The 14623-nt window shown below is 38.3% G+C and carries 16 protein-coding genes; 10 read left to right on the top strand and 6 right to left on the bottom strand.

Annotation, left to right across the window (positions count from 1 at the left end; translation table 11 throughout):
• Positions 1–34: 34 nt before the first annotated feature.
• The 4 genes from PL8927_RS16715 (at position 35) to PL8927_RS16700 (ending at position 2720) form a co-directional block, all read left to right on the top strand.
• Positions 35–439 (top strand): ChuX/HutX family heme-like substrate-binding protein, encoded by a 405-nt coding sequence (locus PL8927_RS16715; RefSeq protein WP_083623777.1) that lies wholly within the window; start codon positions 35–37, stop codon positions 437–439.
• Positions 440–606: 167 nt separating this feature from the next.
• A complete protein-coding gene (locus PL8927_RS16710) occupies positions 607–1437 on the top strand; it encodes a DUF6816 family protein (protein ID WP_083623776.1) in 831 nt (276 codons plus the stop codon).
• A gap of 34 nt (positions 1438–1471) precedes the next feature.
• Positions 1472–2317: a transglutaminase-like domain-containing protein gene (locus PL8927_RS16705; RefSeq protein ID WP_083623775.1), complete on the top strand. Its 846-nt coding sequence runs from the start codon at positions 1472–1474 to the stop codon at positions 2315–2317.
• A 34-nt stretch (positions 2318–2351) separates the two neighbouring features.
• The gene (locus tag PL8927_RS16700) at positions 2352–2720 is read left to right on the top strand and encodes a Lin0512 family protein (protein ID WP_083623773.1); all 369 of its coding nucleotides are present in this window, start codon (positions 2352–2354) and stop codon (positions 2718–2720) included.
• 192 nt (positions 2721–2912) lie between these two features.
• Here PL8927_RS16700 and PL8927_RS16695 read toward each other — a convergent pair whose 3' ends face one another.
• The gene (locus PL8927_RS16695) at positions 2913–3422 is read right to left on the bottom strand and encodes a hypothetical protein (protein ID WP_083623772.1); all 510 of its coding nucleotides are present in this window, start codon (positions 3420–3422) and stop codon (positions 2913–2915) included.
• 738 nt (positions 3423–4160) lie between these two features.
• Here PL8927_RS16695 and PL8927_RS16690 point away from each other — a divergent pair.
• From PL8927_RS16690 to PL8927_RS16665, 6 genes are all read left to right on the top strand, one after another.
• Positions 4161–4442, top strand: a complete 282-nt coding sequence (locus PL8927_RS16690) for a WGxxGxxG family protein (protein ID WP_083623771.1) — start codon at positions 4161–4163, stop codon at positions 4440–4442.
• A 15-nt stretch (positions 4443–4457) separates the two neighbouring features.
• Positions 4458–4739 carry a WGxxGxxG family protein gene (locus tag PL8927_RS16685; RefSeq protein WP_083623770.1) on the top strand — a complete coding sequence of 94 codons (282 nt, stop codon included), beginning with the start codon at positions 4458–4460 and terminating at the stop codon, positions 4737–4739.
• Between the two features lie 187 nt (positions 4740–4926).
• On the top strand, positions 4927–6246 hold the full coding sequence (locus PL8927_RS16680; RefSeq protein WP_083623769.1) for a YcjF family protein: 1320 nt from the start codon (positions 4927–4929) through the stop codon (positions 6244–6246).
• A gap of 10 nt (positions 6247–6256) precedes the next feature.
• A complete protein-coding gene (locus PL8927_RS16675; RefSeq protein WP_083624878.1) occupies positions 6257–6688 on the top strand; it encodes a DUF29 domain-containing protein in 432 nt (143 codons plus the stop codon).
• 137 nt (positions 6689–6825) lie between these two features.
• On the top strand, positions 6826–8298 hold the full coding sequence (locus PL8927_RS16670) for an aldehyde dehydrogenase family protein (protein WP_083623768.1): 1473 nt from the start codon (positions 6826–6828) through the stop codon (positions 8296–8298).
• A 212-nt stretch (positions 8299–8510) separates the two neighbouring features.
• Positions 8511–8840 carry a XisI protein gene (locus tag PL8927_RS16665; protein ID WP_083623767.1) on the top strand — a complete coding sequence of 110 codons (330 nt, stop codon included), beginning with the start codon at positions 8511–8513 and terminating at the stop codon, positions 8838–8840.
• Positions 8841–8857: 17 nt separating this feature from the next.
• Here the strand turns inward: PL8927_RS16665 and PL8927_RS16660 are convergent, their stop codons facing one another.
• The 5 genes from PL8927_RS16660 to shc all read right to left on the bottom strand — a co-directional run bounded on the left by PL8927_RS16660 (position 8858) and on the right by shc (position 14284).
• Complete coding sequence (locus tag PL8927_RS16660; protein ID WP_083623764.1) at positions 8858–9184, bottom strand: DUF433 domain-containing protein; 327 nt, start codon at positions 9182–9184, stop codon at positions 8858–8860.
• Between the two features lie 193 nt (positions 9185–9377).
• Entirely contained in the window at positions 9378–10328 is a 951-nt protein-coding gene (locus tag PL8927_RS16655; protein WP_083623762.1) for a hypothetical protein, read from the bottom strand.
• Positions 10321–11610, bottom strand: coding sequence for a CHAT domain-containing protein (locus tag PL8927_RS16650; protein WP_231506044.1), 1290 nt, complete (start codon positions 11608–11610; stop codon positions 10321–10323). Before PL8927_RS16650 ends, PL8927_RS16655 begins: the two co-directional genes overlap by 8 nt.
• Before the next feature lie 150 nt (positions 11611–11760).
• Positions 11761–12204: a GUN4 domain-containing protein gene (locus PL8927_RS16645; protein ID WP_083623758.1), complete on the bottom strand. Its 444-nt coding sequence runs from the start codon at positions 12202–12204 to the stop codon at positions 11761–11763.
• Between the two features lie 118 nt (positions 12205–12322).
• A complete protein-coding gene (gene shc, locus PL8927_RS16640; protein WP_083623757.1) occupies positions 12323–14284 on the bottom strand; it encodes a squalene--hopene cyclase in 1962 nt (653 codons plus the stop codon).
• Positions 14285–14623: the final 339 nt, after the last annotated feature.

Raw genomic sequence — 14623 nt, 5'->3', positions numbered from 1 at the left:
GTCTTAAAAACGAATTAAATTGGGAACTTAAACCATGAGTCATCTCAAAGAATTTTTAGAAGCCTGCGAAAATTTAGGAACTTTACGGTTAATTGTGACCAGTAGTTCCGCCGTATTGGAAGTCAGAACAAAACTAGAGAAGCTATTTTATGCTGAATTACCCAAAGGAAAATATGCCAATATGCACACCGATGGCTTTGAATTTCATCTGAATATGGATCAAATTAAACAGGTGAAATTTGAAACGGGAGAAGCCAAGCGAGGGAATTTTACCACTTATGCTATCCGGTTCCTGAATGAACAACATGAAGTCGCCTTAAGTGCATTTTTACAATGGGGAAAACCCGGAGAATATGAACCGGGACAAATAGAAAATTGGCAAGGGTTAAAAGAACAATATGGGGAAATTTGGGAACCTGTTCCCCTAGAAAGTTTGTAGGGTTGATTCGGAAATTTGGAACATTTGAAAACGGTTATATAGCCCTACCCATTACGGTTAGGAGATTTCTGAATTCTCATCTTACTGTTCCCTGTTCCCTTGCGCGTAGCGCTATAGTTTTGGGCGAGAAAACCTCGCCCCTACGGATTCTAAAACTTTGAGAAACAATGAAAAAATTGATTTTAATTGTGGGTTTAATTTGGGGTTTAATTCTGGGAGAAACTGAAGCTCAAGCCGGACAATTAGCAGACCGTTTATCCGCGTTTCCCAACTGGAATCATAAACCAACAGTTCAAGCGGCGACGGGAGATTTATATTATCCTGAATGGATGGAGGGAGAATGGGAGGTTACGAGTACATTAGTGGATCGGGTTGCTCCTCTAGCTCCTAAGATTACGACTCCTGGATTTAAAAATAATTCAAAACGGCTGAATCAACCGATTCAGTTTCAGGTTAGATTTAAAGCGGTTGAATTGTTACCCAAGTTACAGATTTTTCCCTTAAGTTTATTTTTCCCTCAACAGGATTCAGATCAACAAAATGATGGCAAAATCTATCCTAAGATAGTGGGCGATCGCGCCTTTAATGGGTTTAATATAAGTCAAGCAACTTTGGGAGAAAATGCAATTTTATCTGTCAAGGTTGATCCCACTAACCCCAATCGTCAAATAACGGTTTTACCCGGAAATTTGCAACTGATTTCAACGGTAACAGGTCGGAGTTATGAGATGCCGAGTGATGATCAATTTATTGCCACAGAAATTAGTCAGCAGGTGTTTGAAAGTCCTTCTTTAATTTATTTGAATGAAGTGGAAACAACCACGGCTTACCAGGCAGAATTTGAGGGAATGGGAGCACAATCGCAAGTGAAATCGATTGTTGGGGAGCAAGTGACGGCGGTTTATTTATCTCCTAAAGATCCAAATTTCTTTGCCGCTAGTGGTCATCCGGTAACGTTATATCGATATCAGTTAAGGTTAGTTAAAAAAGAGAAATAAATCACAACAACGGATCGGGATTAGGATAGAGATTATGAAATTTAAAGTCAGTTGTGAATTAGAGTATGAAGTCAGGGACAATAGTACGTTGATTTTCAATGTCAATGTTGCTAAAACTCAAAATCAACAGATATTAGAAGAACGTCTACAATTAGATCCTGATCTCAATTTTGAAGAATATGTTAATCCGATTTTAGATAATCGTTATATTCGGATTAATGTGCCTGCGGGAAATTTACGTTTATCTTATCAAGCCCTGGTGGATGTTATTTATGAGGAGACAAATCCAGCAACAATTAATGAAGTTCCCATTGCTCAACTCCCCTTAGAACTTTTACAATATATTTATCCGAGTCGCTATTGTCAATCGGATCGATTAATGCGATTTGCTCAATCAGAATTTGGTCATTTAGTACCGGATTATTCCCGAATTACGGCAATTTGTAATTGGATTTATGATAACGTTACTTATTTATCGGGGAGTAGTGATCAACATACTTCTGCTTTTGATACGGTAACAGAACGGGCGGGAGTTTGTCGAGATTTTGCCCATTTAGGAATTGCCTTTTGTCGAGCTTTAAATATTCCGGCTCGATTTGCATCGGGCTATGCTTATAAACTCCAACCTCCTGATTTTCATGCTTATTTTGAAGCGTATTTAGGCGATCGCTGGTATTTATTTGATGCGACTCGTCTGGCGCCTTTGAATGGATTAATTAAAATTGGAACGGGACGAGATGCGGCAGATATTGCCTTTGCTACCATTTTTGGCGATGTAGAAATGAATCAAATGAACGTGGAAGTTGAGTGTTTAGAAACTATCCCTGATTCTGACTGTCCTGAATATACAAATCAAGCCATTAGTCATCAGGTATCCTAAAATAAAATAGAGTTAAAAACCACCCGGAAAAATTATGGCTAAAAAACGATTTGTGATTGAAATGGGGATGGGTATTGATCAACATGGACAGGAACCCACCATCGCCGCAGCTAGGGCGGTTAGAAATGCGATCGCCCATAATGCCTTACCTGGAATTTGGGAAGTTGCGGGGTTAAATCATCCCAATGAAATGATCGTAGAAGTGCAAGTTGCAGTTCCCTATCCTGAACAAGTGAGAACCGAAGAAGTGTTAGCTGTTTTACCCTTTGGACAGAAAAAGATTACCGTTGAAACTGGGGGAATGGTGGTACAAGGACGGGCAATTGAAGAATTTAAAGACAAAAATGATGAAATGTTAATTGCCGTTGCTGCGGTTACAGTTTGGGTAGAAATAGAGGATTAATAATCAGTTCTGGCGTTAACTAAAATCAAAGGATTTTGACCCTAAATTAATCTTTTAAGGCAATTATGAGGGTTAGTTGATCAGGGTGCAAACCCTAAATTTTGGCTACACCCTAATCATTCAAACAACTCATAATTTAATATTCCTAGTGGTAGCAGGTTATTAGAAAAAAATGCGATATGGTGTAGTTATTTAAACAGGATAGTACAAGCCATCACCTCGTCTATGCCAACCAATACCACTGGGATCTTTTTGTTGACTCCAATGACTAAAATGTTCCACACCTTTGTCAAATTCTTTGGCAACATTTCCTGTATTTACCCCTAAACGACGAGTGAGTTCTTCCTCGGTTTTGGGTGTCAACCGCAGTAAACCTCTGGGATGATTATTATTAGCAGAATTTGCGGCTCGACGGGTGCTTTCAGCCGAGGTTTTTTTGTCTAATAACTGCTGCATCAAGGCGATTTGCCCTTTTAAAAGGTCAATATCTCCTTTGAGCAGTTTCAGTTGGTCTTGTACAATTTCTTCGACCTCCGTTCGCAGTTCAGAATTGAGTTGAGGTTGTTCCCCATCAAAGAACTGTTTGATCATCTGGACTAAAGCTGCACTTTCAGTTAAGTTATGCCGTTTCATATACTGACGCAGCTTTTTATGATAGTCCGGTGGAACGTAAGTAACGGCCCTGATATTCTTTGTTACCATGAGTATGTTAAATTGCGCTACCTCAAGACTAACACTACTTGCGAATAAGTACGCTACTATTAGCATACTATTCCGATTAAACCCGTTAGCTCTGTTCTAAGATTGTTCCCCTTCAGTTCATCCAGCCGAGTAATGTGAGAAAAGGCATCAGGGTCAGATTGTGGACAGGCTTTCAAACCGGGCTGTTTTTTGCTGAGGGACAATCCCCATTGAGAGAGTCAAATCGCTCATTAATCTTGTTGATCTAACATTTGGGATAAACTATAGTGATACCCTAATCCTGTAAATATCAACATAAATTAATGATTGGCAAGATCTAATGAGGGTTAATTTAGCTATATTACCTTAAATTCCCTAATTTGCACTTCTAATCACCTATTAATTGTTTTTTTGTTAAAATCTGTTCTGAATTCAGGTAAACTGTGACCTAAAAAATTTCTTATTTATCAAAGGTGGGGGGTAAAAGGAAATTTTTGATTATTTCTCAGGGATTTTAGGATTAGGATTTAGATAGAGAGTTTTACTGTCAGGAAGTATCAAATTCCAGATGGCAATAATTGACAGGGAATCTATCTCTTTAGTTTTAACTCCACTTCGCTTTATTTATGGCTAAAGAGGGAGGAAATAGCTACCCGAATACCGTACATTGAAAACATCGCTTATATTGCTGAAATACGATTTACATTCTAAATCGTTTATTCACACTATAACCGAGCAAATATTCAAGGAGATTGATTCATGAAACTCAATTCTTTACCCAAATTAGTCAGTGCCACTGCCTTAGCTTTAAGTTTAGCAGTTCTTCCTTCTACACTGTCTGCTTCTGCTCAAACCGCACCGACCGATACAGGAATAGATAATAACAACACAATACCCTACAGTGCAACGGCAGGAGATCGGGATTTTGATTGGGGTTGGTTGGGTCTTCTCGGTTTAATTGGTTTAGCCGGTTTAGCGCGTAAAAATGAAGAACCTTCCACTCGTTATCGTACCACCGATGAAGCACCAAACCGCTACTAATATAGAGGATCACTCATGAAAATTAAACCGTCTGTGCAACAGCTTTTGGGTGCAGGAATAATTGCTTTAAGTTTAGCTGTATTTCCTGCCTCCTTGCCTGCTCAAGCTCAAACTAATCCCAATAGTCCAACGCTCGATACCACTCCGTTTCAAGAAACAACAGATGATAATAATAACTGGGGTTGGTTAGGACTTCTGGGATTAATTGGTTTAGCAAATTTATTTCGCAAACCTAAAACCCATCACGAAACCTATCGAGATCCGAATGTTACCACTCGTCCCGGCTATCGAGAATAACATCTCAGGACGTTGTTTAAATAAGATAATGTCAGATTGAGAAGCTGGGGTAGGTATCACCTACCCTAATTTTATTTTAAGGGTCTGAATTCGGGGGAAACAACGGGGAGGATAACCGAAACCAAGGAATAGGATTTTAATTTTAAACTAGAATAAATATCAAAGTAGAAAATATCAGACCTGACCTATGACTCAAACCCCGGATTCTCAAACCCCCTCCCCAGTGACGGAAACGTCCCATCCACCGACATCGGTTAATTCCTCTTGGATAGAGGAGATGACAGCCCGTTGGAATTGGACAACGGAACAATTAAAAGGGCTATTTCCGGCCGATCAAATTGCTAAAACCTTTGTACAATGGTTTAGTGTTAATGAAACTCAAATTGCCGAAATTTTAGAAACTGTTCGCGCCGAACTTCCTACCACAGAAGCTTTATTAATTGGTAAACCACAAGCGGGAAAAAGCTCAATTGTTCGAGGATTAACGGGGGTTTCAGCCGAAATTGTGGGTCAAGGATTTCGTCCCCATACTCAACATACTCAACGTTATGCCTATCCCTCTAATGATTTACCCTTATTGATTTTTAAAGATACCGTTGGCTTAGGGGATATTAATCAAAATACTGATCTGATTATTCAAGAATTAATCGGAGATTTACAACAAGAAAGCCCAGGAGCGAGAGTTTTAATTTTAACCGTTAAAATTAATGATTTTGCCACAGATACCTTACGAACGATTGCCCAGAGTTTACGGCAAAAATATCCGAATATTCCCTGTTTATTAGCCGTTACTTGTCTCCATGAACTTTATCCTCCCCAAATTGATAATCATCCGATTTATCCTCCCGATTTTGAAGATATTAATCGAGCCTTTGAAGCCTTAAAAATCGCCTTTAAAGGATTATATGATCAGGCAGTTTTAATTGACTTTACCTTAGAAGAAGATGGCTATACCCCTGTATTTTATGGATTAGAAGCTTTGCGGGATACCTTAGCCGATTTGCTTCCTGAAGCCGAAGCGAGAACCATTCATCAATTATTAAATGGAGAGGTTGATGATCAACTGGGAAATATCTATCGAGATGTCGGAAGACGCTATATTTTAGCCTTTAGTATTATGGCGGCAACCGTTGCGGCTGTTCCCCTTCCCTTTGCCACCATGCCCGTATTAACAGCCTTACAAGTTTCTCTGGTGGTATTATTAGGAAATCTCTATGGAAAAACCTTAAATCCTTCTCAAGCGGGAGGGTTAGTGAGTGCGATCGCCGGAGGATTTTTAGCCCAAATGATCGGCCGAGAATTAATTAAATTTATCCCCGGTTTTGGCAGTGTGATTGCTGCGTCTTGGGCTGCTGCTTATACTTGGGCATTAGGGGAAGGAGCTTGTGTTTATTTTGGGGATTTAATGGGAGGAAAAAAACCCGATCCGCAAAAAATTCAAACCGTCATGAAAGAGGCATTTAAAACCGCAAAAGAACGGTTTAAAGGAATTAATGAATCAAAATAGAGGATCAACTATGACTAATTTATATGAAACCGATTTTTTGAGTTGGATAGAAGATCAAGTGAATCTTTTAAAAACTCAACAATGGCAACAGTTAGATACACTGAATTTAATTGAGGAAATAGAAGCTTTGGGACGAAAAGAACGACAAGAATTGAGAAATCGATTAGGGATTCTCTTAGGAGATTTATTAAAATGGCAATTTCAACCTGATCAACGAACGAATAGTTGGTTAGGAACAATTCGAGAACAGCGAGTACAAATTAAATTTTTATTACAAGACAGTCCGAGTTTAAAGCCTTATTTGAATCAAATTTTACCGGATGCTTATGAATTAGGATTAGCTTTAGCTATTCGAGAAACAAAACTCGGTGAACAAATCTTTCCCGAAGTCTGTCCTTATACCTTAGAACAAACCTTAGATCCTCAATTTTTACCCATTTAATCTGCTTATATCCGCATAAATACCGACCTTTTATTAATTGAACATCATAAAATTTGTATTAAGATTTGCCAAATAGGGGTTTCAATTAACGAAAATTATAGGAGATCAAAACTTCAATTTTAATAAAGGAATAAATCATGGTGACATCGATCAGACCCGATCAAAAAGTGAAAATTGGGCCAACTCAATTACTGATCAATAATGAATGGGTGAATAGCGTTTCGGGTCGTCGTTTTCAGACCATTAACCCCACGACAGGTGAGATCATCTGTGATGTAGCTGAGGCTGACGCCGCTGACGTTGATCAGGCCGTTAAAGCAGCACGAACGGCATTTACTCGTGGCAATTGGCCACAAATGTCGGCGACGAAACGGGGCGAACTGCTGTACAAATTAGCAGATTTAATTGAACAAAATATTTTGGAATTGGCACAGTTAGAATCCTTGGATAATGGTAAACCTGTGACAGATTCACTGAATATTGATTTGCCCTTGGTGATTGCTTGCTATCGTTATTATGCTGGGTGGGCTGATAAAATTCAAGGCAAAACTATTCCCATTAACGGTTCTTATTTCTGTTATACCCGCCATGAACCCATCGGTGTAGTCGGTCAGATTATCCCCTGGAATTTCCCTCTGTTAATGCAGGCTTGGAAGTTAGCGCCAGCCTTAGCAACCGGGAATACCGTTGTACTTAAAACCGCCGAACAAACTCCTTTATCGGCGTTACGAATCGGTGAACTCATCGTTGAAGCGGGTTTTCCTCCCGGCGTCGTTAATATTTTATCGGGCTACGGGCCAACAGCCGGGGCGGCAATTTCTCACCATAATGACATTGATAAGGTGGCTTTTACGGGTTCAACGGAAGTGGGACATTTAATTATGGAAGCTGCCGCCAAAAGCAATCTCAAGCGTGTGACGTTGGAATTGGGCGGTAAAAGTCCTAATATTATTTTTGCCGATGCCAATATGGATGCGGCGATCGAAGGAACTCACTTTGGTCTATTTTTTAACCAAGGACAATGCTGCTGTGCGGGCTCACGGGTGTTCGTGGAAGAAAAATGCTATGACGAGTTTGTCGCCAAAACCGTTGAACGTGCTAAACAACGAGTCGTCGGCGATCCTTTTGATCCTCAAACTCAGCAAGGGCCCCAGGTGGATCAAGAGCAGTTTAATAAGGTGATGGGCTACATTGAATCTGGTATAAAAGAAGATGCCCAGATGTTATGCGGGGGTAATCGTGTGGGCGATCGCGGTTTCTTTATCGAGCCTACTATTTTCGCAAATGTTCGGGATGAGATGAAGATTGCTCAAGAAGAAATCTTTGGGCCGGTGATGAGTATTATCAAGTTTAAAGATATCAACGAGGTGATTGAACGAGCTAATAATACCATCTATGGTCTGGCTGCGGCGGTTTGGACGCAAGATATTACTAAAGCTCATACTATTGCTAACAGTCTGCGGGCGGGTACAGTTTGGGTCAATTGTTATGATGTTTTCGATGCGGCTGCACCCTTTGGCGGATTTAAACAATCTGGAATTGGGCGCGAATTAGGCGAATACGGTTTGCAACAATACACCGAAATTAAGACAGTGACAATCAAGCTTTAATCAAGAAACCGGGTTTTTCAATAAACCTTAATTTCTAGTCAAGCTAACAACAAAAAGTCAAGAAACCGGGTTTTTCAACAAAACTCAATTTGTGAATTCAAGTTAACTGCAAAAACCCGGTTTCTATTTTTCAATCGCTTTATTCAAGAATTAATTGCTGAACATCAACTCAAGTTACTTATTTTTGATGCGATTCAAGAGGAAATCGTTTTATGGAAAGAATAAACTACAGAGAATTAGTCCAAACAATTCTGACTCAACACTCAAGAAATGATTTAGATACTCAGACAGAAGTACAATTACTATTTGACACGGAAAGGGAGCATTATCAAGTCGTTCATTTGGGTTGGGAGGGGCAAAAACGGGTTTATGGTTGTGTAATTCACGTCGATATAAAAGATGGTAAAATTTGGATTCAGAGGGATAGAACAGAAACAGGAATAGCGAATGAGTTGGTCGCTGCGGGAGTTGCTAAAGAGGATATTGTTTTAGCGTTTAAAGCCCCTTATATTCGTCAATTTACTGAGTTTGCTGTGGGGTAAATTGACTCGATTGATTTTTAGGCTTGTCTAGTGGCTCTCAATTGCCGAAGTTTTTCTGATACTGGTGGAGGGTTTAGACGCTGTTGTTCTCTCATTTTATGACCGTGTTCTATCCAATTTTTTAGGTAATTGCTGATAGTTTCTTTGTTCTGTAGGTAATAGAGAATTGTCGCATAGACTTGTTCTAAGGTTAGTGAAGGGTAGGTTTGGGCAATTTCTTCGGGAGTGCGACCGCGATCAATATATTCATAAAGGATAGTTTCGATGCCAATTCTTGTCCCTTTTAGTCGAATGTCATCGGGAGTGAGGAAGTTGAAATAATCTGTTAGTTTGGCTGTTGACATGGGTTATATAGCATTTTGGCTCTCCCGAAAGCAGGGTGTAAAAAGTGTTTTACGATACAAATTTTTGCCATCATGAAGGCTGTAAAGCTTGATAGGAGTGGATTATAAGCGTGCGTTATCACCCTAAGTACAGGAGAGCCAAACCCGGTTTCTGTGGGTGGAAATGGTGTTAGAAAACGCGATTAATCGCCATTTATAACTTATCAAGCTGTCTGCTTAACTCAACACCATCTTTGTAAGCCTTATGCCATCCTGAGTTTCTAGGATTCCAAATATTTATATCAAATACTTCTGATTTAACTACCTTCAATTGATCAACAAAAAACTCAAACTGAAGGCGAAGATAGCAAGACATCGGTGAACAAACCATAATATGAAAGCGTTCAACATCCCCCGAAGGAATTGTGCGTGATATCGGATATATTCGCTTATGATATCCTTTGTTCGGATCTATAATTGTGCTATAAGTGACATCACTAAAAAACGATCCGAAACATCTATTTGGAATCCGTTCAATAGTACTATAAAACCGATTAAACCCTGCTTGTGTCAGAATAATATCATCTAATCGAATTGTATTTTCACCTGCGTGCTTTATATTGTTTTTATCTTTACAATTCCAATTGATACGCAAAGGTTTTAATTTAATTCCATCAATTAATTTTTTTTCAAATTTATGAAACTGAGAAATTGTCAACTCACCTGTTTTAGGATCAAATATCAAAGTTCCTTCAGGAGGTAATATATCTAGCCTGTCAAACTCTTTACTTATTGCTTCAAAATTCTTAGTTTCAGCATTTTCTTTGCTCAACCTAAAAACTGTCTGACTCTTTCCACTATCAATAGTTCCTCGATATTGACGTACTGACTCTGAAAATAGACGGTTAATAATTGGTTGATTAATTGTGATTTGAAAATCACGCATTGCGCCCCAACCATTATTAGTAACTTCTATCTCTAAAGCGTTATTTTTCAGGGAATAACTAAAATCAGGTATTGGTGTAAAATCAATCTCAGCCTGAATAACGTTAACAGCAAATTGCCATAAGAAAGCTGTAGCATTACCAGTATTCTGAAATTTGCAATCAATTGTTGGAAATTTATAGTTATAAGGACTTTCCTGGACGTTATCAATGCTAAACATGATTATCTCCTGTAGGATCTTTTTGTTTATGGCGAATTATTTTTATTCCTTCCTCTATAGTTTGTTCATAGGGGCTATCATGGGGATCAAGGGATGCGTCAATCAATGTTACATCAGAAGCTTTAGATTCGTTATTACGATTTAATAAAGTTTTACCTATATAGCTTGCTACACCCAATTGAACAGCCTTTGTTGCAATGTTTCTTAAGTTACGAGTACGACTACGCAAATGGTTCCAAGTTAGCACAATTTCTGGACGACTCTGGCAAATCACGGGCAACCAACTGGCACAGGGAAACTGACCTTCCCAACCTTGCAATCTTTCCCTCGCTTCCTTAACTGCTAAATAAAACGACTGACCTCCTGAAAAAGAACCCAGAAAATATTTTAAAAATTCCTGTGCTACTTTGTCAGGAACAGGTTCTCGCATGACAATCATTTGAGGTAGATTCAAATCAGCTAAATCTTGAGCTAACCCCAAACCATCACAGGAGTTAAAAATAGCCAGTTGTAAACCTTTTTCAATAGCTTTTTTTAACGCATATCTTAAGTCAGGAATCGTTAAACTCTCAGTCTTATTAATATATAGAATTCCTGTCTCTCCTTCCGTGCAGCTATGTCCGGCAAAAAAGAGAATATCCCAAGACTGTTCCCAGAGTAAATCGTTAAGTTCTTGGCGGTTAGGTTTAACTAAAAAGTGAACTTTAGCATACGGAATAGAATTTAAAATTTTTCGATCTTCTTCAACATTAATCTCGTCATCATTGCCCAAAATTGCCAAAATCTTAACGTGATTATTAGCAACTTTTGCTGCTGTTACTTGTTTAAATTTAGGCGCACCGACACTAATTTCTGCTTTAGGGTAACGTTCTAATATATCCCAAAGATGCCAGGGAAGTTTGCGGAGATCAAGATTTGAAGTTTGGATAATTAACCGCACTTCATCATCTTCTTTTAAATGGGCAATCAATTCTTCCCTAACATGATTAAATTGTGGGGATTTTAACCATTGATTAAAATGTTGGCTTAAATTATCAGCTTTTTTATTAACATCACCAATTGAAAAGTTAGTTATTTGTCCTGCTTTTGCCTTTAATACTCTAACTTTTATCCCAAGAAAACCATAATAAGTTACCTTCCAACTGGTATAAGACTCAACCAGTTCTGGGTCTGGCGGTAAAGATCCGGTTTCCTGAATAGTCGCAGGTTTCCCCTCATCCCTTAATTGTAACGTGACCGAAAAACCTCTATTGTCGAAGTCTCCCTCTGCAAAAGTCAGCACTCCTAACTTCCCCATCGCCTTCTCCTGGTTAGATTAGATCACAAAATTTTCGACAATATTAGCATCTTCTAATCCTATTTAAACACCAAACTATTCTCCTGATCTATTTTAAACTTTATTTGTTACAAAACTTAAGCAAGCTCAAATATCCTACTGACTCAGAGCAGTAGAATTTCTATTTTCTTCTATTTTACAACTATTAGACCGAGAATTAATAGCAGGAATTAAGTTTTGTTGACCATTTTGCCAACTCATAATTTTATTTCTAAAATGAATGCTTCCCTGAGTATAACCCTGCCAAATTTTTTCCAGTTCTCTTAAATCTTCACAAGGCAATTTAGCAATATCCTGTTGATTTAACTCAATTGGATCTGAATATTTCGTGTTTTTTTCTAAAGCTAATAACATCATTCTATAGGTTTGAAGTTCTGCTTTAGTGAATTGTTTTGCTGATAATAAATGAGCTAATCGTTCATAATCCGGTTTTACCCTAATTTTTTCCGACACTGTAGCCGTTCTTGCCATTCCAATGACCAAAGATGTAATCGATGCCATCACACCTAATGCAATAATAACCTTTTCTCGATGACCCATTGTTTATTAAAATGATAATGTTGTTGGGCTTTAGCCCTAATTCCCAAAGATTATAAACCCTTAATCCCTTCCTGACAAATATTAAGGTTTGAATAAGTCAAACTCACCGCATATTGAGTTAAAGTTGTTGTAATTTTTGATAACGACCTAACGCCAACAAGGGGAAATAATATTGATAATAATGATATTTGATGTAAAAATGACCTGGAAAACCAGTTCCAGTAAATTCCGACTCATCCCATCGACCATCTGAAAGTTGGGTTGAAATTAAATAGTTAATTCCCTGTTCAATTGCCTGCATTTCATAGTTTCCTGTTACTTGTCCCGTTGCTATTAAACCAATTAACGCCCACGCAGTTTGAGAGGCGGTACTAACCCCCTTTCCTTTCAATTGTGGGTCATTATAACTGCGGCAAGTTTCTCCCCAACCGCCATCAATATTTTGACAACTCACTAACCAATTCTCCCCCCGTTTCATCATAGGTTTAAGAGAACTATGACCCCAATTTTTATAAATAGGATAAATCACCGCTAATGCTGATAATACCCCACTGGTTCCATAAATATAATTAACCCCCCAACGTCCAAACCAACTACCATCGGTTTCTTGTTCTTGTTTTAAATAAGAAATCGCCCGTTCAATTGTAGGTTTCAACGATTGAATTTTAAATTGATATTCTGAGCAATTCGGGTCTAATTCCCCTAACATTTCAATAACTCTTGCCGTGACATCTGCCGTATTGGGATCAATCATAGCTTTTAAATCCCCATAGGGAACCGCATTAATCCAATCTTGATCATTATCAATATCAAAAGCTGCCCAACCTCCGGCTTGACATTGCATTGAGATCATCCAATCAATTCCTCGAATTATAGTTGCTATTTTTAAGGATTCATCAGGAATTTTAGCTTGATTTAAAGCCATGACCACAACAGCAGAATCATCTAAATCAGGATAAAATTGATTTGTAAACTCAAACGCCCATCCTCCAGGTTTTCCCTGTTTATTTTTAATATTCCAATCTCCATAATCTAAAATTTGTTGCCTGATTAACCATTCTGAACTTTTAACAATAGTATTATGATCTGGGGTAATTCCTGACTCAATTAAAGCTCGAATCACCCAAGCTGTATCCCAAACAGGAGATACACAAGCTTGCATTCGATAGGTTTCTTCTGTTTCTATTGCAAAGTTATCAATGGCTTCTAAACCCCGTTGAATAATCGGGTCAGACACCGAATAATTTAAGCATTTTAAGGCTAATAAAGAGTTTAACATCGCTGGGATAATTCCCGCCCAATCTCCTGTTATTTCTTGTCGTTCTAAAATCCATTGTTCCGCCGCTTTTAACCCCTGTTCTCGTAAGGGGACAACATTAAAGAGTTCGGCAAATTTAAAGATTTGATCTAACCCTAAGAATATATCTGTCCAATCGTTATTTTTAGGGAGTTCAAAAATAGCATTTTGTCGTCCTTCTACATATAATTCATCTAAATTTAGGTGAGAATCAAACCTAAAAATTGGCTTTTTATCAAAAACAATTAATAGAGGGACGGTACTACTCCTCGCCCAACTTGACATTTCATAAATAGTAAAAGGTGCACCTTCGGGTAACAACATAATCCAAGGAGGAATTGAAGGAATTCCTCGCCAGTCATAACATCCAATTAAGGCTAGATGTAGCTTCGTAAAAATCCGAGTTTTAGTAATTCCACCCCGTTCTAAAATAAATTTTTTGGCTTTAATTAAGGCGGGATCAATTTCTGATACCCCTAATATTTTTAACGCCATATACGCTTCAACGGTGGTACTAAGTTCCCCTCCATCTTCATAGAATAATTCCCAACCGCCATGATCTCGTTGTTGAGAACGCAAATAGGTTTCAACTTTAGATAAAGGGCGATTTTTATCAGTTCCCCAAATCTTGTGTAATAGGATAATTTCTGATATAATAGTTACATTAGATTCTAATTCTCCCCACCAGTAGCCTTCGGGATATTGTTGAGATAAAAGAAAGTTTTGGCTGGCTGCGATCGCATTCTTTAAGTTTATTACAGTAACTTTATTTAGGGTTTCCATTGTTAACCATCTCACTCCTGTTAATGCTTTTAAGAGGTTCCTATTTTAGATAGGTTTTAGGTATTATAGCGGTTTTTAGTCTGGTGAGGTACGGAAAATTTTTGAAGAAACCACAAAGAAAAGAAGAAACCACGAAGACACAAAGACACTAAGAAAGATCATCAAGGGGGTATTAAAGATTTATGGCGGTTTCTAGTTTTGTCAGGTACGCTAAAATGAGCAACATTGCCAATATAGCAATCCTAATTGAGTTATGAAAAAAGTCTGTAGGGGTTTGGTCTCCAAACCCAGGCGCAAAGAGGGTTTGGAGACCAAACCCCTACGATAAAATATTACAAC

Source organism: Planktothrix serta PCC 8927 (assembly GCF_900010725.2).
GTDB classification, from domain to species: domain Bacteria; phylum Cyanobacteriota; class Cyanobacteriia; order Cyanobacteriales; family Microcoleaceae; genus Planktothrix; species Planktothrix serta.
The sequence above is the reverse complement of the archived record's forward strand: the minus strand, read 5'-3'. Positions and strand labels throughout refer to the sequence as shown.